This is a genomic window from Nostoc sp. DedQUE08, from assembly GCF_034530895.1.
In the GTDB taxonomy this organism is placed as follows: domain Bacteria; phylum Cyanobacteriota; class Cyanobacteriia; order Cyanobacteriales; family Nostocaceae; genus Nostoc.
The window spans coordinates 1-21,095 of sequence record NZ_JAVRCD010000004.1; the positions used below are offsets into that span (position 1 = coordinate 1).

The window sequence follows — 21,095 nt, forward strand, 5'->3', positions numbered from 1 at the left end:
GATAATTTCAGTTATTTACTACTTGCTTATGTCGGAAAGTGACAGAAGAGGGATATCTTGTAGCAAGTCAGGGCGAGCGCGAAGAGAGAGTTGATGAAGTGTATCTTGCCAGAGAGGGAAAAGTTTAGCAGATGGCATTTGTGACAAACCGAAAGCTAAGGCACTTAAAGCATTAGCGCGATCGCTATCATGCTGAATTGACCTGGCAACAACGAGGGCTTCTTGCAATAACTCTAGTGGTAGTTTATCCGCTAAGGCACTCAAAGCATTGGCGCGATCGCTATCATCCTGAATTGACCTGGCAGCAGCAAGGGCTTCTGGCAATAACTCTGGTAGTTCTTCAGCTAACGCATTCAAGGCATAAGCGCGCTCGCTCTCATGCTGAATCGACCTAGCAACAGCGAGGGCTTCTGGCAATAACCCTAGTAGTTTTTTAGCTAAAGCACTTAAAGCATTGGCGCGATACCTCTCATCCTTAATTTCCCTGACAGCAGCAAGGGCTTCTGACAATAACTCTGGTGGTAATTTCTCTACTAAGGCACTCAAAGCATTGGCGCGATTGCTCTCAAACTGAATTGACCTGGCAGTAGCGAGGGCTTCTGGCAATAACTCTGGCAGTTTTTCAGCTAAGGCACTCAAAGCATTGGCGCGATACTCCTCATCTTCAATTGACCTGGCAACAGCGAGGGCTTCTGGCAATAATTCTGGCGGCAGTTTCTTAGCTAAGGCACTCAAGGCATTGGCGCAATACTCCTCATCTTCGATTGACCTGACAGCAGCAAGAGCTTCTGGGAATAACTCTGGTGTCAGTTTCTCAGCTAAGGCACTCCAAGCATTGGCGCAAGTATCCTCATAGAACTGAATTGACCTGGTAGCAGCAAGGGCTTCTGGCAATAACTCTGGCAGTTTTTCAGCTAACGCACTCAAAGCATTGGCGCGATTGCTCTCAAACTGAATCGACCTGGCAGCAGCGAGGGCTTCTGGCAATAACTCTGGCAGTTTTTCAGCTAAGGCACTCAAAGCATTGGCGCGATACTCCTTATCCTGAATTGACCTGGTAGCAGCAAGGGCTTCTGGCAATAACTCTGGCGGCAGTTTTTCAGCTAAGGCACTCAAAGCAGGGGCACGATACCTCTCATCCTGAATTGCTCTAGCAGCAGCGAGGGCTTCTGGCAACAACTCTGGCAGTTTTTCAGCTAAGGCACTCAAAGTATTGGCGCGATTGCTCTCATCCTGAATTGACCTGGCAGCAGCGAGAGCTTCTGGCAATAACTCTGGCGGCAGTTTCTCAGCTAAGGCACTCAAGGCAGGGGCACGATACCTCTTATCCTGAATAGACCTGGTAGCAGCAAGGGCTTCTGGCAATAACTCTGGCAGTTTTTCAGCTAAGGCACTCAAAGCATTGGCGCGATCGCTCTTAAACTGAATTGACCTGGCAGCAGCAAGGGCTTCTGGCAATAACTCTGGCATTTTTTCAGCTAAGGCACTCAAAGCATTGGCGCGATTGCTCTCATCCTGAATTGACCTGGCAGCAGCGAGGGCTTCTGGGAATAATTCTGGTGGCAGTTTCTCAGCTAAGGCACTCCAAGCATTGGCGCTATAATCCTTATCGCCATACTCTCCATATTTAATTGACCTGGCAGCAGCAAGTGCTTCTGGCAACAACTCTGGCAGTTTCTCAGCTAAGGCACTCAAAAGCATGGCACGAGAATACTCATGCTGAATCAACCTGGCAGCAGCAAGGGCTTCTGGCAACAACTCTGGCAGTTTTTCAGCTAAGGCATTCAAGGCATTGGCACGATACTCCCCATTTGGCATCGACCTTGCAACAGCAAGGGCTTCTGGCAATAACTCTGGCAGCTTTTTAGCTAAGGCACTCAAAGCATTGACGCGATGCTCTTCATACTGAATTGACCTGGCAGCAGTGAGAGCTTCTGGGAATAATTCTGGTGTCAGTTTCTCAGCTAAAACACTCAAAGCATTGGCGCGAGAATACTCAGACTGAATTGACCTGGCAGCAGCAAGGGCTTCTGGTAATAACTCTGGCAGTTTCTCAGCTAAGACACTCAAGGCATTGGCGCGATCGCTCTCATCTTGAATTTCCCTGGCAGCAGCTAACGCTTTTTGCAGTGCTAGTTCTTTGAGATTTGATGGCAAATAGTTGACTAGTTCTTTCAGGGAGTTGACTTTCTGCTGTGGATTTGGGTTTTGCAAGGCGTAAGCTAATCCTTGTTCAGGAGTCCAGAAATTATTTTTGATCAATGCAACCAGCAGTTTTACTGGTAAATTACCTGCCAAACTATTCAGGGATGCAGTAATCAAAGCATAGCGACACTGCAAACCTACAACTTGGGGCAAAGTTGATTCAGTCCAATTGGCTTCTGCTAATTCCCAGGCACGAAAAAAATCTGTTATGTAATCCTCAGCTTGTCCTAATTTTTCTCGCGCTTCAAACCAGCCATTGCTTGATGTCTGCGACTCTTCCCGCAATAAGGAGTGAATTTCTTCAACTCGTTCAGCCTTCTCTAAATGCCAAACTAAATTTTGATGAATGTAACCATCATTAGGCAGGATATGCCAAAGATTTTTTTCAGTCTTTAGCCGATATCGTTCTAGCAGTTGGCTGTGAGCATTGAGTAAATTAAAACCCATTCCTGTAGGCGGAGATTTAATTAATCGACTACGAGCTACATCATGCAATAAGTCATGTATCTTGTAGCCTTTCCACTCAACACCACCAACAAATACAGGCGAATCAGACTGAAGTAAGGCATCATTCCAAAGTAGCTCTAAACACTCATTAGCTTCATCCTGGGATTCTATATCCCATAATGTAACTGCCATTGGTACGGCTATTGTTACATCCTCTGGCAAAATTCCCAACCAAATAAAATTTTCCCAAGCTTGTTCGTTAAAGTCCCTCAAAGCTTTCAGGCTTAAATTAAAGGTTGCTTCTAAAAAGTTTTCTTGACGCGGCCCGTATAATATTTTTAAGTTTGCAACCTCTTGTTTCAAAGCCGTTTCCAGCTTCACCCATGCAACTCCCCGTTTAACTCTTGCTGCTACCAAATTCAGTGCGATGGGTAGGTATCCCACAGCCTTGGCTACTCTCAAAGCCTCTTGTTTCTCTACTTCTTCTATTTCTCGTTCTAAAGACTTAGAAATTAATTCCAGAGATTCTTCTGGCGTCATCAAATTCAATTGTTGCAAATAAGCACTCACGGCATCAGCCACATCAGCCCGCCGCGAAGTGATTAATAGTTGGGATTGGGAACTTGCTACCAGAAAGGGTTTAACTTTATCTGGTTCCCAAGCATCATCAACTATCAGTAAAACTGCTTTATCATGTAGTAAACTTCGCAAATGGGCTTTAGCAGTCTCTATGTTAGTTGCGCTAATCTTATAGTCTCCTTCTAGAGCTTGTACCCACTTACTCAACTCAGAGAGAATATCTGGTTCCTGTCCCAAAGTTGCCCAAAGCACACCACCAGAAAAACGTTTTTGGATATCTTCATCATGGGCAAGGGCAGTAACTAAAGTTGTCTTGCCAATGCCACCTAAACCGTGAATAGCACTGATGAGCAAAGCACCAGCATTAGATGTATTTGCCAGTAGACGAGCTTTAATTTCTACAGTAACTTGTGGGCGATCGACAAAATGGGCAGGTAAACTCGGTGCTTGAAAAGGTCTGTCAGTTGGGCGATGATAATTAATAGTGAGGCTGCCTTCTACCTGACCTACAATAATGTTGTTGTCACCCTCAACGTTTTGACCAACATTTTTATTACCTGAAATTGTTTGTTTAAACTGAGATTTAATATCAGGATTTAAACTGGTTACAGAAGTTTCATTGTTTTCTACGTTACCTAAAATTGGTTTTTCAGCCTGAGACGGAATTTGTCTATCTAAATGAGTTTGAGCAACTTCATCTCTAAGTGGATGTCGCCGACGCTTTAATCTCCGACGATTCCCTCTCAAGAAGCCAGCTAAGTTAGATAAAAAAAGTATTATCTGCTTCCATAACCTTCTCAGGCTTCTTTTCTGCACAGTTTTAACTTCCTATTATTCTAGTTTTCTGACTAATTGATAGTTGCATCACCTCCCACTGTGCCAATCGCCTTATTACCATCACCCGCAATGTTTTGCACTACGTTGTCATCACCAGATATTGTTTGATTAAAACTATTAACAACTTTAGAGATTGCCTCTGAATCTTCTTGCATCAAACGGGCAATCTCAGCATATAAATTTTTATCTTCATCCAGAAATTTTTTGAGTTGCTTCTGGAGTGTTTCTTTGGCATCTGCATCATTAGGAGAATTAGCCAATTCTTCTGCTGCACCTTTTGCCATTGGCTTTGCCTCTACCTTTGGTTGCAACTTAGTCCACAAAGCCTTAGCTTTTTCCCAGGCATTAGCACCAAACCCTTCACCCAATTTCTTACCAGCTTCTTCAGCTGCTTTCTCTCCTGCCTTCAGTAAGTACGGTAAAAAAGGAGTCAAGAAAGTAGTTAAAGTTACTATATCCATTTGCTTACTCTAATTTTGTATTAACACCTGATAATAAGCGGTCAAATAAGCGGTCAAACTCAGGGTAATCACTTAATGTAATAATTTTTATAGAGATAATATATTTTAACTTTATACAAGCTTCAGTTTATTCACGATCGCTTTCATGTTGATGACTAATATTATAATGTTGGTGACTAATATTGTAATGTTTGATGACTAATGCGGTAATATTACTCACTAATATCGTAATGTTGGTGACTAATATTGTAATATTCGTCACTAATATCGTAATGTTTGATGACTAATGTGGTAAAATTACTCACTAATATCGTAATGTTGGTGACTAATATCGTAATGTTTTGGCAGTTGCTTAAGTCAGGTTGACAGTAATAGTCATCTGCCTTGGTAATTAATTCCTAATGTTCTTGAGGATAACACTGGATGGGTGGGCGATCGCTGCGATCGTGAGTTAGGCAAATCAGATTGCTGCAACGCACTGTCAACAATTCAAGGTGCGTTCTTGAATTATGATACAAATACGTTGGTAGGGGCACAACATGTTATACCCCTACGCGAAATCTATATGTATCAGGGTTATAGTGAAATGGTGTTAGCCTACGGCGTAACGCACACTATATCTACTGATTTTGGGAATGGAAAGGGCAACCACCTGCCGTTAATTTCTGAAGAAAGACATTATTATCAAAATAATGCTCTAGAGACTCAATCTTCAAATCATCAGTGACGCGAGCAATACTAACTCCTACAATTTCTATTGTTTCACCTGTGGGTACATAGTCCTTATAGGAACCATTAAATGTTCCCCAATGTCGCCACTTAAAGGTAACATTAGGCGGCCCCGAAAGAACTTCTGTTAATTCCCAAAGGAAGCCATTGGGAAAGGCTGTATGAAAAACTTGAAATGAAGATTCAAAGGTTTCTGTTTCAGAGTCATATTGCTCAGTTTTACCCAAAAAGAGGTTATAAGTACCTTCATCTGCAACATCCTGAGCAGTGAATTGTTGTCCGCCATTGGTACTCATTTTAAACTTATCGGTAACAATCGAAAGCCACTGTTGAGGATTAGATTTATTAGAAGCTTCCATCTCAAAAGTGCGGACTAAGTTTTGAGCGATCGCTTCTATTGAACCTTCTGGATGCTGAAATTTACTCTCTTGATGAAGAAATTCATTGGTGTATGAATAATCCGGGCGTTTTCCTTCTCGCCACTGTACTTCTTCATCACGAGCAATGACTATATCTCTATCTTGTACCCAGAGTGGCAATTCTGTTGTCTTTTCGCTACTCATACAAGCTGACTAATTATAAACATCGTTTCTCAGAATAAAGTTTTATGCATATAAGTAAATCTCAAAATCGAAAAAAGTAAAAAATATTCATAATTAACTCAATAAACTTGACTTATAGTAGAAATCAGAATAATAAATACATACATCTGAACACTTACAGTTATCCTATTTAACGTAAGTTTGACAAATATCTTCTTACATCAATTTAAGTTGATCGATCATCACTACAACGCAACAAATTGCTGTCCTTAAATCAAATCTAATTGCATTAAATTTCCTTCAGAAAAACCGAGACTGGAGTAAACTGGTTTACCTGATGGTGAGGCATTAAGAAGCACTCGCGTGCAAGCGATCGCTTTGAAATATTCAATTGCTCTATTAGTTAAAGATTTGGCAATTCCTTGTCTGCGGTAAGATTGTTCGACATAAACGCCCCAAATATATCCAAATTTGCGGTATTCATCTTTGAAAACATTCGGGTATAAACCTGCAAAAAGTTGACAACTTACAGAACCCACAACTGTATTATCAACCTCTGCAATAAAAGCCTTGTAAAACAAATCTCGATGCGCATCTTCTAGAAATTGGAGGGTAATATTCTGCCACTCCACAAGTAGATTACTCTCATCAACACCAATATCTAGCCACATTTGATAAAAGTGTTGTGCAATCACTGAATCTTCTTTGCTGGTGGCTTCTCTGATAGTTATATGTTTTTCTGTCAGCATAATTTCCAACAATTTTTTAGAAATCACAAATAACTCCTCCCCAAAGTTGGCTACCGTGTACACAGAAGTCGAATTACCCCCCTTGGCAAGGGGGGAAACAAGAAAATCTATCTAGTTCCCTCCCCTTTGCAAGGGGAGGATTAGGGTGGGGTAAAACCCTGATTAATCAGCTATTTCAGACTTGTGTGTACACCGTAGCTAAAGTTGGAGAAGAGTTTGTTAGCATCAGCTAAAAACTGGCAGTTTCACAGATTCCGATCTTAGACTTTCTGTGCAGTTACTTCCTCTGGCTTTTCTTGAGTTTGCAAAGATGCATACAACCTATTCAACGCATTTACATAAGCTTGCGCGGATGCCACGATGATATCTGTATTGGCTGCATGACCAGAAAACACTTTAGACTCATAACGTAAACGAATCGTCACTTCTCCAAGGGCATCAATACCACCTGTTACTGACTGCACGGAAAACTCAATCAACTGGTTGGGTACATTCACCACACGGTTGATAGCTTTGTAAACTGCATCCACTGGCCCAGTACCGATCGCAGCATCGGTTAATTCTTCACCTTCTGGGGTGCGCAGAGTAACTGTAGCGGTGGGACGGGCGTTGCTACCACAGGAAACTTGCACCAACTCTACCCGGAACAAATCGGGTGCTTGTTGGATTTCATCGTTAACGATCGCTTCCAAATCCCAATCAGAAATTTCTTTCTTTTTATCTGCTACGTCTTTGAATCTGACGAATGCTTTATTTAATTCAGTATCCGCCAGTTCAAAGCCCAATTCTTTTAACCGCGTGCGGAAAGCATTTCTACCTGAATGTTTGCCCAAAACTATTTGATTGTCTGTCAAACCAATCAATTGGGCATCCATAATTTCGTAGGTAAGTCTGTTTTTTAACACACCATCTTGGTGAATCCCAGACTCATGGGCAAAGGCATTCGCACCCACGATCGCTTTATTTGCTTGTACCAACATTCCCGTCAAATTAGAAACTAAGCGTGAGGTTTTGTAAATTTGTCGGGTGTCGATATTTGTCAGCGATTCTTGAGAATCTTCTGGTCTGCCGAGATAAGGGTTAAAATATTGCCGCCGCACGTGCAACGCCATTACCAATTCTTCGAGTGATGCATTTCCGGCGCGTTCGCCAATGCCATTGATCGTACATTCTAGTTGCCGTGCGCCATTTTTTACGGCTTCTAAAAAGTTAGCAACTGCCAAGCCTAAATCATTATGACCGTGAACGGAAATAATCGCTTGGTCGATGTTGGGGACATTTTCGATAATGCCTTTAATTATGGCTCCAAATTCGCTAGGGGTTGTGTAACCTACGGTATCGGGAATGTTAACTGTTGTTGCACCAGCTGCGATCGTTCGCTCTAACACTTGGTACAAAAATTCTGGATCGGAACGAGCCGCATCCATTGGCGAAAATTCCACATCTGTCATGAAAGATTTGGCATAAGCGACCATTTCTTCGGCGATCGCTAACACTTCTGCCCGTGACTTTCGCAATTGATACTCTAAATGAATATCAGAAGTCGAAATAAATGTGTGAATTCTGGCATTAACTGCTGGTTTTAATGCTTCCGCAGCCGCTTCAATATCAGCTTTAATCGCTCTTGCCAAACTACAAATGACCGGCCCATTTTCTGTCCCGACAATTTGAGCAATTTTCTTGACTGCTTCAAAATCTCCGGGACTCGCAAAGGCAAAGCCTGCTTCAATTACATCTACACCTAGACGCGCTAATTGCTTGGCAATAACTAGCTTTTCGTCTATATTCAAAGTCGCTCCCGGACACTGCTCTCCATCTCGCAATGTTGTATCAAAAATGATGATTCGATCTGTTTTGTTTCTCATTTGCCGTTTGTTGTTTAGTGTTTAGTGTTTACTTGTGGCTTAATATATCTTCAACCCTAGTTTTTCTTTTACTCTTATTTTTGTAAATAATTGTTAAAGCTACTAACCTTCAGTTTTTTCTATTTGATCTCTGATATCATTTAAATCTATATATCTATCTGTAGCATTGCGTAGTTCTCTAGCAATCATTCCTTCTGTTGATACTACCGTAATATGTGTATTTTTTGAGCGTAATAGTTCGATTGCTCTTTCAAAATCTCCATCACCACTGAATAATACTACTCGGTCATACTGGTCTACTGTATTAAACATATCTACAACAATTTCAATATCTAAATTCGCTTTTTGCGAGTAACGACCTGACGTATCATCATAATATTCTTTCAGAATTTTAGTTCGTACTGTATATCCTAGACTAATTAGAGCGTCTCTGAAACCTCGCTGGTCTTGTGGATCTTTTAAGCCAGTGTACCAGAAGGCATTAATTAATGTTGTTTCTGATTGCTCATGTTTGAAGTATTCTAAGACTCGTCGCGGGTCAAAAAACCAGCCATTTTTTTGTTGAGCATAGAACATATTGTTTCCATCTACAAAAATAGATAGACGATTCATTGGAGAACCCATACAAATTTACACCTAATAATATATATGAATTTAGATGGAACAATAGATTATAGCAATTTTCAAATGCCTTGTTTGCTAATATCTATAACGTAGTTCTTTATCTATAGCTTTTATCCTACCTCTTTCAAGACATAAAAACGCTTGCAATATTGGAGTTGAGATCCAGGATGTTAACCTGATTCACCCAGCACAGCAAGAGCCACGCGGCGATCAAAATCCACCCAGAAAATTGACCTAATAACAGCATTCATCGCTGCATAACCCTAAAGTTTACTCCTAAAGAGGTATCACATCGGCTTAAGGTAAGATATAAATTAAACCCTATATTTCGCTAAAGCTGTCAGTATCAGGACACGCTTTGTGGAGATTACCAACATTGCGCCAGAGACAGAAGACAGCCTTGGACTGCTTATGGTAAGGCACCCAGTTAGTAACGTACTTGTTGGTTAGGTTAGGGTAAAATCTTGCCAGAACCAAATGCACTGGTAGAGTATATCCGACTCCGATCTATGAGACAATCACTACTTGTAACTCATTCACCAGAAAAAGAATAAATTAAGTAGTGGTTGAGTAAGAATTTTTTGGGGGCTGGCTCTGCCAATAAAATTTTGTTGATGAATAGAAGATACTTTACAAATGTATAAGATTATCATTTAAGTCTTATTTCAATGTGCTTACACTAAAACGCGGTCTGAATAAATAAAAGTGTTGGACTAAAATCAATCAGTAACACGATATGGCAGAAGAACCTACATCTACCTTAACTAAAAACTATGTCTCTACTGCCAATAGACTGTCAAGTAAACCAACAAAAGTGACTTCAACAGCATCTGCTCGCCACTCTCGCTGGATGGTTCGCTTAGGTCATCTACTGGCAGGTACTTGGGCAATTGGGGGCGCACTATTGAGCGCTTCTGGTGGGGAATCGGTTCAATTGATGGAAAATCAGGTGCTTTCTGGCTTTTTTCAACTGCGCGGCCCGATCGCGCCTCCAGAAGACATCGTAATTTTAGCAATAGACGACCAGTCAATATCGGTTCCCGAACAGTACTATAAAACAGATCCGAAACAGTATGCCTACTTAGAAACACTGAAATCTTATCCTTATAAACGGGCTGCATACTCCCAGGTAATTACAAAATTAATCGAAGCAGGTGCCCGCGCTGTAGCATTAGATGTAGTTTTTGATACAGCAAGCAGCTATGGAGTTGCAGACGATCGCCAATTTCAGGCAGTACTGCAAAAATATGGCAATAAAGTTACCTTAGCAGCCGTTTACGAAAACTCCCAGACGCACCAAGGGTCTTTTACGCAACTGACAGACCCACAACAAATGTTTCGTACAAAGTTAGTATCCATTGGTTCAGTTAATTTTCCTTTAGAAGTAGATGGAAAAGTTCATCGATTAGCGAGTGAGTATCCCAAATTATTAGGTGAAGATAATTTATTTACCAAAAAGCGACTCTCTTTTGATGAAGCCGCGCTGAAGGCAGCGCAAATAAATTATCCCCGACCAAAAGGCGATCGCATTTATTTTTGGGGGCCTGCGGGTACATTTGAGCAAAAACCTTTTTGGCACGTACTCGATCCGCAAAACTGGAACAGCTATTTGCAGCAAGGAAAGGTGTTCAAAGACAAAATCGTGCTGATTGGTGCAACAGATCGGTTACATAATGATTATTATCCAGTTGCTGGTAGTAATAGTACTGACCCGATGTCGGGCGTAGAAATTCACGCCAATGCGATCGCAACTTTGATGACAGGAAAAGCGATCGCCCCAGGAATTAAGAGTCCACCATTGCAGGGTTTGTTTGTGCTGATGCTAGTTGGCAGTTCAGCCTTGATGATTAGCAGACGCAAACGTAGCATCCATAGATTTTTCTATAGCCTCGCTTTGTCTGGCGCTTGGGGAGGAATTAGCTATGGGTTATTTGTCTATGGTCAGTTAATTTTTCCCACTAGCGTACCAGCGATCGCGATCGCCATGACCGGAATTTCCTATTTGGCAACCTCAGTCATCAGAGAAAGCATCAGAAAACGCCAATTAGTAGACATTTTTCAGAAGTATAAAACTTCACCCGTTGTCCAAGAGATTATCAGCCAACAAGATGATTTCCAACACCTAATCCAACAACGAGATTTAGCCTTATCAGGGAAAGTCTTGGCGAGACGCTACAAAATTGTCAAAGTTCTCGGTTCCGGTGGATTTAGTGAAACCTACATTGCCGAAGATACCCAACGTCCTGGAAATCCGCGATGTGTTGTCAAACAACTAAAACCAGCCAACACCAAACCAGAAGGATTGCAACTTGCCAGACGTTTATTTCACTCAGAAGCACAAACACTAGAAAAATTGGGAAGGCACGCTCAAATTCCTCAACTTTTGGCCTATTTTGAAGAAGATGAAGAATTTTATTTAGTCCAAGAACAGATAATTGGTCATCCTTTAAATCAAGAACTTCCAGCAGGTAGAGCAATTGATGAAATTGCCGCGATCAAAATTATCAGGGACTTATTGCAAACATTAACATTTGTCCATGAAAACCACGTGATTCATCGGGATATTAAACCCAGCAATATCATCCGGCGACACTCAGACGGAAAACTGGTGTTGATTGACTTTGGAGCCGTTAAGGAAGTCGGCATCAAACAGCTCGATCCTCAAGAGTCCACCCCTTTCACCATTGGTATTGGTACTCAGGGTTACGCACCAAGCGAACAATGTTTTGGGCGTCCACAGTACAGTAGTGATATCTATGCAGTTGGCATGGTTGGGATTAAAGCCTTGACTGGTGTAGCACCCCGTGAGCTAGATAGAGACGCTAAGGGGGAAATCAAATGGAGAGATGCCTACGGCGATAAACTACGCACTCAGGTCAGCCACTCCCTAGCTCAGATTCTCAGTAAAATGGTGGTGGCTGACTTCAAAGAGCGATATCAGTCTGCATCAGAGGCTCTTAAGGATCTTGAAGCTATTAAAGCTCTTGATGATTTGGTAAATTTCCAACAGAGAGACTATATTCCAGAAAATGACTTATTAATGAATACTTTAGACGATTTAGACATACCCACAAAATCTTACTCAGAAGGACAAGAAACTTCCAAATAAAAAAATCTCCAATTACTCTGGAAGCTGTTCTTAAGTAGGCAAAGCCAAATCTGATAGTTGTATTGGATACAAAAATTTGAATATTTTATACCAGTTTGAAAAAATAATGCGACAAATAGACTACTTGTAGAGACGCGATGAATCGCGTCTTTACTCAAAGATGTGTTGCAATAATTAATTGAACTGGTATTAATTTTTGGAGTTGTCAAAGTATAATCGGGCACAAAAATATGGAGATGAGAAGAAGGATTTCCCCCTTCTCATTTGTGGCTTTTTCACTCAGTCCTGCACATGATTTTAATTTAACGACAGAAATTCTTCTCCTGTCGTGGGATGAATGCCTATTGTTTCATCCAAATCTTCCTTGGTAATGCCCTTGCGAATTGCCACACCTAAACTTTGAATGATATCTGCTGCATGTTCGCCCACCATGTGAGCGCCCAAAACTTGCCCAGAATCACTATTTAGCACTAACTTTATAGTGGTTGGCTCATCCTGTTCGATCATCTGATACAACAGTGGTTGGAACTCGGTGCAGTAGCATTCTACAGATTCACCAAATTTTTCTCGTGCTTTCGCCTCCGTCATCCCCACACTAGCCGCTTCTGGACGGCAAAAAACAGCAGTGGGCACATAATCATAATTTAGTTTTTGCGCCTTGTTCCCAAAAACTGTATCGGCAAAGACAATACCTTCTGCCTTAGCCACTGGAGTCAATTGCACGCGGCTGGTGCAGTCACCCACAGCAAAAATGTTTTCTTGACTGGTGCGACTGTATTCATCTACTTTGATTGCACCATCTTCGCCAAGTTCAACATGGGCATTTTCCAAACCAAGATTCTTGGTATTTGGAGCGTAACCTGTGGCAACTAAGATGGTATCTGCTGTAATTATTTCTTGGCTCTCACCAGTAATAGTTAACAACAAACCCTCTTCTGAGTATTTGATTTCTTGAACAGTGCTATTGGTGAAAAACTTAATTCCGCGTTTAATCAACCCTTGTTGTACAGCAGAGCAAATGCGATCGTCAAACCCCGATAAAATCATCTCGTCTTTTTCAATCACCGTCACCTCACAACCGAAAGCGTGCATCATACTGCAAAATTCCACACCAATGTAGCCGCCGCCAATAATTGCTAAACGTTTTGGCAGATAGGGTAGCTGAAACATCTCGCGGGATGTAATGGCGTATTCTATACCTGGGATTTTGGGCTTAAGGGGTTGTCCTCCCACAGCAATTAAAATTTTGTCGGCTGTAACTTTGCGTTCATCAATATCGATCGTATGGGTATCGATGAAAGTGACACGTTGAGAAATTAATTCAATTCCAGCTTTTTGCAATTGCTGAAAATAGGATTGGTTAACGCTGTCAATATGCTGATGTACTGACTTAATAAATAATGTCCAGTCAAAGTATGTTTGACAGTCACTCCACCCATAACTTTGTGCGATTTGATTTTTGAGGGCGAAGTCAGCAGCGTAGACAATCAGCTTTTTTGGAACGCAGCCGCGATTTACACAGGTGCCACCAATAGCTTCTTGTTCGGCAATGGCGACACGTACACCATAACTAGCGGCTTTTTTAGCTGCTGCCAATCCCCCAGGCCCAGCACCAATGACAAACAAATCGTAATCAAATGTCATAAAAATCTGTTCCTTTTTCACTTTTTGGAATGCAGAGCTATTTCATACCTTATAGTTATTCACACAAAACTTCATCTACTGTCTTTGGGTGGACAATTTGGGATGAAACCAGGCTAATATTTAGCAGATTGCCGCATTAATAGTATTAAATCGAAAAGAATAGCGATCGCCCAATGATTACTAAGTTATATTACACTTTATTGACAAATAAAGTATTTTATCATGAGCAAAACTTAGAAGTGCGATCGCTGGCGACAACGTGTAACCCATTGCCTAATTTGGGCAGCAGCCATGCTAGAAAAAACTGGAAATACCTTGTTTGCAGATAATTATGGACAATCTAGTAAAATTTGCATCTCCTGTGCATCCCTTGTCATTCCCAATTGCTCAAAACTATTAATAGCCTGAGTAGATAATTGGCAAGCTTTCTGGGCACTTCCCCACCTTCTCTCCCAACGCGCAAGAGAACGTTGATAACGAGCCAGACGCCGCTTATTATTGCTACTTTCGGCGACAGTTAAGCCTTTAATTAATAGCTTTTGAGCTTCATCGCGATCGCCTTGGTCGATGGCAATATCAGCAAGCCAATTTTGAGCAGAATTAATCACCCGATGCCAATTTATTTTTTCTGCACTTTTCATCACATCTTGAAATAGCTTCTTGGTTGAAAAATATTCCCCTTCTGAATAAAAGATTTCAGCCCGATGATAAAGAACCGGAATAAAATAGCGGATGTGCTGTCGCCCGTCTAGATTCGCCTCGATCGCTAATTTTTCTTCTACCGTTAGCCAGTGGCGTGCATCTATATAATTATTCTGTCTGATTCGCAGTCTAGCCATACTTTCGGCTAAGTCAGCTTGAACGCATGAATCTGCATGGTCGCGTAAAACCCATGCCCGCTGCAATATTTCGTCTGCTTGTGTGAGACTTTGAGGCGAACACTCCCGAATTAACAGCCAGGTTTTGCGGATCATGAACTTCACCAAAGATGACCATTCACCACGTAGTTCTGATTGTTCTATCAGCCATTGCAACCAATCAAGGCGATCGTCCCAATAAGCATAGAGATTGGCGTAGTGGTTCAAGAGCAACCACAAATCCCTAACTTCTGCATAATGGTCTTGGTTTTTACACCAATAAAGTACTGCCCGTAGATTTCCTTCCTCTTCCTTTAACCTGTCGTAATGTATCCAGTTCTCCCAATCTTCTCCGCCGTATCTGTAAGCAAAATTTAGATACCATTTCACCCACCGTTTCCGTGCTTCTTTCTCAAAATCTGGGTAAGCAGCTAATTGTGCTAAGGCATACTCACGAGTCAGAGACAGCATTTCGTATCGTTTAGTCTCTGAGTTCAGATTCACTAATGAGAGTTGCTGCAAACGTACCAGGCCATTATTGACAGAATCAGGAGCAGATGTCAGTCCAGCTACTTCAGCCACAGCTGCTTGGATGGGAGAGTCAGGAAAAATCGCCAATGACATTAGTAACTTGTGGGGTGGCTGTCCCTTGATATTTTGCACTGATTCATCAAAGCAAAAACGAGCCACATCGCCTGTAGCGGAGGCTAACTGCTCCAATACGAAGTTCAAAGAGTAGCCACTGGAGACTTGACCGAGTGCGTAGACAATAGCGAGGGGGATTCCTCCAGTGCGATCGTAGAGCAAGCTAGAGTCTGCATCTTGGATAGTTATACCTTTCTCTTCAGCTTGTTGCTGAATCAACTGCAAACCATCATTCAGAGGCAAGTTTCGCAGACTGATTGGTAGCAGGGCAATTCGTTCGCGGGTAGTAATTACTACTTTGACGCAAATGGGTAAATTATATAGGAATTCTATAACCTCATCCCTGTCTTCTATAGTCTCCATATTGTCAACAATTAGAAGCGTTCGTTGTTTACAAAGACATTGACGTACACGCTCAAATTGGTCATTGGGAGGAGATTGAATAATTGTAGAGTCGTTTAAGGCATTGGCAATTACCCGAAAAATCTCGCGTAGGTTACGCTGTCCTTGCTGCCGCTGCAAAATCATATCGGGAATCAGTTCTTGTTGTTTGGCTGAAGTGAAAATAATCGCATCAAATTTAGGTGCATCAGAACTATTTTCGTTACTAGCTTCTAAGCACAGGTAAGCAGCTGCTAACACCAGCGCCGTTTTCCCTACGCCACCAATGCCATGCACTGTAATCATGTGAGCGCCATGCTCTGGCGAAAGGCGTTCCAGTAGCTTTTTCATATCTGCCTCGCGCCCAATAAATTCTGTGTATGTTGGTGATGGCAGATTGTGGGGGACAGCAACACCTCTGCGATATCCATGTCTCTCTAGAATGCAAATAAGGTTGCTTGACCTAACGCTGTTGTCTGGTTCTCCTGTCAAAGTTTCAATATCTCGATAGATATTGCTCAATACCACTCTCACACTAGCGTTTTCTCTACATAAGTCTTTACTTATCTTTGTCAAGCTATACCCACACAGCAACCCAAGTAACAGGTCTTTCTTAGTATTTTGTCTGTATCGCTTTTGAATTCTAGACTCCAAGTCAGTCAATAAACGATCTATATCCCAGTCCTGTAAAACCTTTTGATACCAGGTTTCAGACAGATTCCCACCCTCTGGCTCATCTGACATAAATATCGCCCTATTAGTCTTTGATTAAATGTTGTATTACGAACATTTTAACGGACAAAATTTTCAGATATCGTATCAATCTATTTAACATTACAAAGCATTAACACGTTGTTAACTTTGCAACTGGCTATTAATAGTAAATCTTCCTATATTAGTATCTAAATTGATTTTTGTCTTTAGGTAGGTAGGGAGTTACTCCAGATAATGCCTGCTTCTAATCTTTAAAACTTCTCCAAACTGTTTACTCAACAAAACTATGAAAAATACAACACTTAGGTTCTTAAGTATCTTATTTGAACTAAAACGATCTCGGCGTTATTTCCCAGAAGAAAGACAAGTCTGTGTATTCAATAAACGTCCCATATTATACCGAGACTTTTCGCCAAACTCTGCACAGGAATCAATTGATGAACTACAAGAGCGATTACAAGCTCAGGGTTTTCTTTCAACTATTAGTGGTAAATTTGACATAGAAACAGAAGAGGCTGTAATAAATTTTCAGAAAGCCAATAATCTTCAGGTGGATGGAATCGTTGGCCCACTGAGTTGGGCTTGCCTTTTCTACCCAAAGCTTTATCGCAATCAAAAAAGTATGTCGCCAAAATTACAGGATGCTATTAAGGAACTGCAAACTATCCTTAATGAAGAAGGATTTTTCAAAAAAGAACCCGACGGGTATTTTAGTAGGGAAACTGAAAGAGGTGTTAAACGCTTTCAAAGAACTTATGGACTGAAAGATGATGGCGTAGTTGGGGCTGCGACTTGGGCTGTATTAATGGGAATGCGACAAAAAATAGATAACAAAAGCTTTCTCCAGTTAGTTTATTTTCTATCGCCCCAATCCTGGTTTTTTTGTAAGCAGTTTTTAATGATCTCTTTCATTCTACTGGGTATTTATTGTAGCCCCATACCAGCAGATGAACTGAAATGGAATATAGCCTTAGCAACTGCCTATGGACTCACTTGTATAGTGCCTTTTCTCTTAGAGTGTTTACCGCTGAAGCCCTCGAAGCACTCAAGTTTACCGCTTTTAGAATATGCTCCTTATGTGTTAACTGGTATCTTTTGGAAACCAATTATCGGTTTTTTGGGGACATTGATTTAATTAACATTGAGTCGGTGAATAGATGATAAGCGATCGTTGTGCTTCTAAAAATAGCGATGTCTACGACGGGCTGCGCCTACGCACATCGAAGACACCCTACTCTTACCCATCGCTGAAATAGAAAAACGACCATTCAAAAATTAAATCGCCTTCTTCTTTGCGTAAGGTAAAAATCAAACAAAGGCGGGTGCGGGGATTGAACCCGCTAATCCCCACAATGGTGGAGACGTAACCGATAACCCTAAATTCTTCGGCCCCGAAAGGCAAGTTGCGAACAAGGGTAACCCGCCATGAAGCATGAAGGATAAAGTGTTTCATCCTTTACCCTTCTGCAATATCTACAATTCACCCGTAGCTAGCATCTGAACGATCCGAGGTGTACCTGGGTCGAACCCTGCCAAATCCCAAGACAGCGAATCTTCAGGATCTACTAAAGTAATTTGGTACGGTGTCAAGGTGACATACACCGCCTTGACGTTGGGATTTATCTTTTTGCGGTACTCCTTCAGCGCTTGACTTGGATGCTTATACCCAGCCCAGCTTTCCGAGTCAGTCCAAAAGCAAACTACATCTGCTTTGAACTTATTCTTAATCATCCAGTCGTAAGCTACAGATGCATCCGTTCCACCAAAGTTTTGATTGCTAGCTTTGCGAACCGCAGAACTAAAACTATCTTTAGCGGTAATATCTAATTCACGGAATTCGGTAGCAAAGCCGCGAATCATGTAGTTTTTCTCTGCTTTTGCTGTCACCAGTGCCATTGTGGTGGCAATTTCACAACAAGTTAGTCCCATATCTGCAACCATGCTACCCATAGAACCAGAAACGTCTACGGCGTGCATGAAAACTTTACCTGTGGGTTGCACAACATCAAAAGACAGTTCAACCGCCTTCTCTAATATGTCTACAATCCGAGGAACTGGATTCCAAGTTTTCTTACTGCGTCCTAATGTCCCAGCAGATTGATATGTTTTGAGTGCTTTCAAAACATCAATTGGATGGATGCGACCTTTACGCAGATGTTCTTTGTTGTTAAGAACTGCTTCCACTCGCAGCAAGTTGGCGCTTTCATCAGCTTGTAACACACCTAGTTCAGTTAAAGAACCCAGGTTACGCAACATTGCACCTATTGGCATTTCCTGAAATAGCAGTTGCCAAGCAAGCTTATCCATTTTGCCCACAGGTGCAGCCATTTCGTGGGTTAAGCGTCCTTGGGAAATAGCTTCATGGGTTTGGGTAGGATTCCGCTTCAGCCACTCATACCACCAAATCTGCGCTAACGCTTCTGAGGGGATATCTGCTGGCAATTCTTCCCAGCCTCTAACTACCCACTCAAATAGTTGACGGTGATTTTCTGTAGGCGGTTTGACATGGAACAACCGCAACGCATCCCGGTGGGAGAAGCCTTGACGCTGTTGATATTTCAATAATTGATAAGCTAAACCCTTGACATCTTCCCTTGAGAGCCAAGTTTTACCAGCTTCCCGCACTACTTTGCCAAATCCCCGCAGAGATTTGGTGTAGTTCAGCCATTCGTAGAAGTGGCTGCCAGTGCGGACAACTTGCGGGAAAATTTCACCAAACGCCTGTTTTGCTGCTGGTGCTTCACCCATCGATAGCAACACTAAAGCCAAGATAGGCGCGCTGTTATTGATGGCGCGTCCATCGCTAGCATACAAAATTTCTTCTGCTACACGACCAGGATTTTCGGCAACAGCAAGTCTTACAACTGTCACAAAATCCTCAGTTAATTCCTGTTTACCAGCGTAATAAGTGCTTTTTGCTGTGCCAACTAAAAGACAACGGCGCAGCATTTTCCAAATACCAGCATCAAACATCCAGCCGCCGGAACGTCCCTGAACCATTTCTGCTTCTCGTCCGGGGATAGGTTGATTTTGGGGTGTAGTTGTCTTCTTTTTAGTGAAAAAATTGTAATTCATCGCTTCATCTCCCGCCCCTTGCGGGCAAAAATGAAAGGTGGCAGAGCAGGATTTGAACCTGCGACCTCTCGAACCCTAATCGATAACCCTAATTCGTCGGCCTTTGCAGGCAAGGGGTGAACAAGGATGTTTAGCGCTCTACCAAACTGAGCTACCCGCCACATAAAAATTCAAAATTCAAAATTCAAAATTCAAAATTCAGGACTAGATTTGGTGTAGTGGAGCGGGATTTGAACCCGCGACCTCCCGCTTGGCAGGCGATAACCCTCAATTCTTCGGCCTTTTCAGGCAAGGGGTGAATAAGGATATTTAGGCGCTCTATCCACTGAGCTACCCACCACATGAAAATTCAAAATTCAAAATTCAAAATTCAAAATTCAGCACTAAATTTGCTGTAGCGAAGTAGGATTTTTACCTACACCTCCAGAAGTTTGATCGAGGGTGTTTTAGTTATATGCGATAACCCTCGATACGTCGGCCCTTCCGGGCAAGGTGAGCGCTCTGCCATTTGAGCTATTCGCTACTCGTGAAAGCTAACTCCCTCATGAAAGTTGACTTGTATTATTACTGTAGTATATGTATTATCTGTTGTCAAGTGCTTTGTAAAGAAAAGTCTGAGGAGTATAAGCAAGCCATTGCTCAGAATTTCGGGAGCAGATTATCCGAGATGTATGGCGCTTGTTTTCTCTGGTAAAAAGTTTTGCGCGTAGTTTACCGCCGTAGGCATCGCAGACCAATCTTATATGAGCAAAAAGTTAATAAGCCTATAACACTTACTGAATAAAGCTTTTGCCGAAAATTTTGCCACGACTTTGCCAAACGATACAAAAAAGTGTCTCAATTTTTGCCAATATAATAATATTATTTCCCAAAATTCACTTGGCAAAAATCGGCATGAGTGAGAAACCTATAGAAGGTAACGGCAAGGCTTTTCTCGTTCTACTTTTGCCCATCTCGTTTTTGATTATTTTCCTAGTTACTACCTGGAGAATTTTACTGGCGGTAATTGTGCTAGTAATTGCCTTCAAGCTTTGGCAGGAATATCAATGGCAACAGTGGACTTATCGAGTTAACCCAATTTTTCATCAATTGGTTCGTGAAAATCAGGGCAGACTGACGCCAATGGACTTGGCAATCAGGGGCAATTTTCCTGGAACAACGGCAAAACGCTACTTGGATAGTAAAGCCTCGGAATTTGGAGCTAGTATAGTCAACTCTGAAGATGCAGGGCAGTCTTATTACTTTATAACTGCCAGCATTCTCGGCAATATTCTTGACAGTAGTGAGCCTGTTAAAGAATTTCCGGCTCAACCAGTTACTAAAACAGCGCGATCGCTATTAGCACCACCACCAACCCCGCAGGAGGAAGAACCAGAAACCGAATCACTTCCACAACAAACACATGAAGAAACTAAACGATCGCTGGAAAAACAGTTAATTTTTGGCTCTCTAATTCAATCTGAACTTGCGAAACGGCTCAATGTCTATTCCAGCACGGTTTATAAACGGCGAAACGATCCAGAGTTTCCTGAATGGAGCCGCAGCAAAGACCCTGATGGTATTGCCTGGTCATTCTCGGAAAAAACTAAAGAGTTTTTCCCAGTGGAGGAAGAAGGGTAAAACAATTCGTAA

13 protein-coding genes and 2 tRNA genes are annotated in these 21,095 nt (G+C 41.9%); 3 read left to right on the forward strand and 12 right to left on the reverse strand.

Annotated features, from left to right (window positions below):
* Positions 1-18: 18 nt before the first annotated feature.
* The 6 genes from RMY64_RS03755 to RMY64_RS03780 form a co-directional block, all read right to left on the reverse strand.
* The gene (locus tag RMY64_RS03755; RefSeq protein WP_322699342.1) at positions 19-4,047 is read right to left on the reverse strand and encodes an NB-ARC domain-containing protein; all 4,029 of its coding nucleotides are present in this window, start codon (positions 4,045-4,047) and stop codon (positions 19-21) included.
* Between the two features lie 32 nt (positions 4,048-4,079).
* Positions 4,080-4,529, reverse strand: a complete 450-nt coding sequence (locus tag RMY64_RS03760) for a hypothetical protein (RefSeq protein WP_322699343.1) — start codon at positions 4,527-4,529, stop codon at positions 4,080-4,082.
* A gap of 620 nt (positions 4,530-5,149) precedes the next feature.
* The gene (locus RMY64_RS03765) at positions 5,150-5,821 is read right to left on the reverse strand and encodes a SnoaL-like polyketide cyclase (protein ID WP_322699344.1); all 672 of its coding nucleotides are present in this window, start codon (positions 5,819-5,821) and stop codon (positions 5,150-5,152) included.
* Between the two features lie 248 nt (positions 5,822-6,069).
* Positions 6,070-6,576 (reverse strand): GNAT family N-acetyltransferase, encoded by a 507-nt coding sequence (locus RMY64_RS03770; RefSeq protein WP_322699345.1) that lies wholly within the window; start codon positions 6,574-6,576, stop codon positions 6,070-6,072.
* 233 nt (positions 6,577-6,809) lie between these two features.
* A complete protein-coding gene (locus tag RMY64_RS03775) occupies positions 6,810-8,414 on the reverse strand; it encodes a 2-isopropylmalate synthase (protein ID WP_322699346.1) in 1,605 nt (534 codons plus the stop codon).
* Between the two features lie 102 nt (positions 8,415-8,516).
* A complete protein-coding gene (locus RMY64_RS03780) occupies positions 8,517-9,038 on the reverse strand; it encodes an NYN domain-containing protein (protein ID WP_041565194.1) in 522 nt (173 codons plus the stop codon).
* Positions 9,039-9,774: 736 nt separating this feature from the next.
* On the opposite strand from RMY64_RS03780, the gene RMY64_RS03785 reads away from it, so the two are divergent.
* A complete protein-coding gene (locus RMY64_RS03785) occupies positions 9,775-12,147 on the forward strand; it encodes a CHASE2 domain-containing serine/threonine-protein kinase (RefSeq protein ID WP_322699347.1) in 2,373 nt (790 codons plus the stop codon).
* 297 nt (positions 12,148-12,444) lie between these two features.
* Here the strand turns inward: RMY64_RS03785 and gorA are convergent, their stop codons facing one another.
* The gene (gorA, locus tag RMY64_RS03790; RefSeq protein WP_322699348.1) at positions 12,445-13,791 is read right to left on the reverse strand and encodes a glutathione-disulfide reductase; all 1,347 of its coding nucleotides are present in this window, start codon (positions 13,789-13,791) and stop codon (positions 12,445-12,447) included.
* A gap of 329 nt (positions 13,792-14,120) precedes the next feature.
* Entirely contained in the window at positions 14,121-16,418 is a 2,298-nt protein-coding gene (locus RMY64_RS03795) for an NB-ARC domain-containing protein (protein ID WP_322689757.1), read from the reverse strand.
* 256 nt (positions 16,419-16,674) lie between these two features.
* Between RMY64_RS03795 and RMY64_RS03800 the strand changes: the two genes are divergently transcribed.
* Entirely contained in the window at positions 16,675-17,523 is an 849-nt protein-coding gene (locus RMY64_RS03800) for a peptidoglycan-binding protein (protein ID WP_322683163.1), read from the forward strand.
* A gap of 102 nt (positions 17,524-17,625) precedes the next feature.
* Here the strand turns inward: RMY64_RS03800 and RMY64_RS03805 are convergent, their stop codons facing one another.
* The 4 genes from RMY64_RS03805 to RMY64_RS03820 all read right to left on the reverse strand — a co-directional run bounded on the left by RMY64_RS03805 (position 17,626) and on the right by RMY64_RS03820 (position 19,804).
* On the reverse strand, positions 17,626-17,841 hold the full coding sequence (locus tag RMY64_RS03805) for a hypothetical protein (protein WP_322699349.1): 216 nt from the start codon (positions 17,839-17,841) through the stop codon (positions 17,626-17,628).
* Positions 17,842-17,861: 20 nt separating this feature from the next.
* Positions 17,862-19,463 carry a TROVE domain-containing protein gene (locus tag RMY64_RS03810; RefSeq protein WP_322699350.1) on the reverse strand — a complete coding sequence of 534 codons (1,602 nt, stop codon included), beginning with the start codon at positions 19,461-19,463 and terminating at the stop codon, positions 17,862-17,864.
* A 37-nt stretch (positions 19,464-19,500) separates the two neighbouring features.
* Positions 19,501-19,624, reverse strand: a tRNA-OTHER gene (locus tag RMY64_RS03815).
* A 50-nt stretch (positions 19,625-19,674) separates the two neighbouring features.
* Positions 19,675-19,804, reverse strand: a tRNA-OTHER gene (locus RMY64_RS03820).
* A gap of 553 nt (positions 19,805-20,357) precedes the next feature.
* On the opposite strand from RMY64_RS03820, the gene RMY64_RS03825 reads away from it, so the two are divergent.
* A complete protein-coding gene (locus RMY64_RS03825) occupies positions 20,358-21,083 on the forward strand; it encodes a hypothetical protein (protein WP_322699351.1) in 726 nt (241 codons plus the stop codon).
* Positions 21,084-21,095: the final 12 nt, after the last annotated feature.

Bases quoted from the DNA above. Each gene is read 5' to 3' on its own strand.
- RMY64_RS03760 (WP_322699343.1), bottom strand. From the start codon at position 4,529: ATGGATATAGTAACTTTAACTACTTTCTTGACTCCTTTTTTACCGTAC.
- RMY64_RS03795 (WP_322689757.1), bottom strand. From the start codon at position 16,418: ATGTCAGATGAGCCAGAGGGTGGGAATCTGTCTGAAACCTGGTATCAA.
- RMY64_RS03800 (WP_322683163.1), top strand. From the start codon at position 16,675: ATGAAAAATACAACACTTAGGTTCTTAAGTATCTTATTTGAACTAAAA.
- RMY64_RS03805 (WP_322699349.1), bottom strand. From the start codon at position 17,841: ATGAAACACTTTATCCTTCATGCTTCATGGCGGGTTACCCTTGTTCGC.
- gorA (WP_322699348.1), bottom strand. From the start codon at position 13,791: ATGACATTTGATTACGATTTGTTTGTCATTGGTGCTGGGCCTGGGGGA.
- RMY64_RS03825 (WP_322699351.1), top strand. From the start codon at position 20,358: ATGAGTGAGAAACCTATAGAAGGTAACGGCAAGGCTTTTCTCGTTCTA.
- RMY64_RS03765 (WP_322699344.1), bottom strand. From the start codon at position 5,821: ATGAGTAGCGAAAAGACAACAGAATTGCCACTCTGGGTACAAGATAGA.
- RMY64_RS03810 (WP_322699350.1), bottom strand. From the start codon at position 19,463: ATGAATTACAATTTTTTCACTAAAAAGAAGACAACTACACCCCAAAAT.
- RMY64_RS03780 (WP_041565194.1), bottom strand. From the start codon at position 9,038: ATGGGTTCTCCAATGAATCGTCTATCTATTTTTGTAGATGGAAACAAT.
- RMY64_RS03775 (WP_322699346.1), bottom strand. From the start codon at position 8,414: ATGAGAAACAAAACAGATCGAATCATCATTTTTGATACAACATTGCGA.
- RMY64_RS03785 (WP_322699347.1), top strand. From the start codon at position 9,775: ATGGCAGAAGAACCTACATCTACCTTAACTAAAAACTATGTCTCTACT.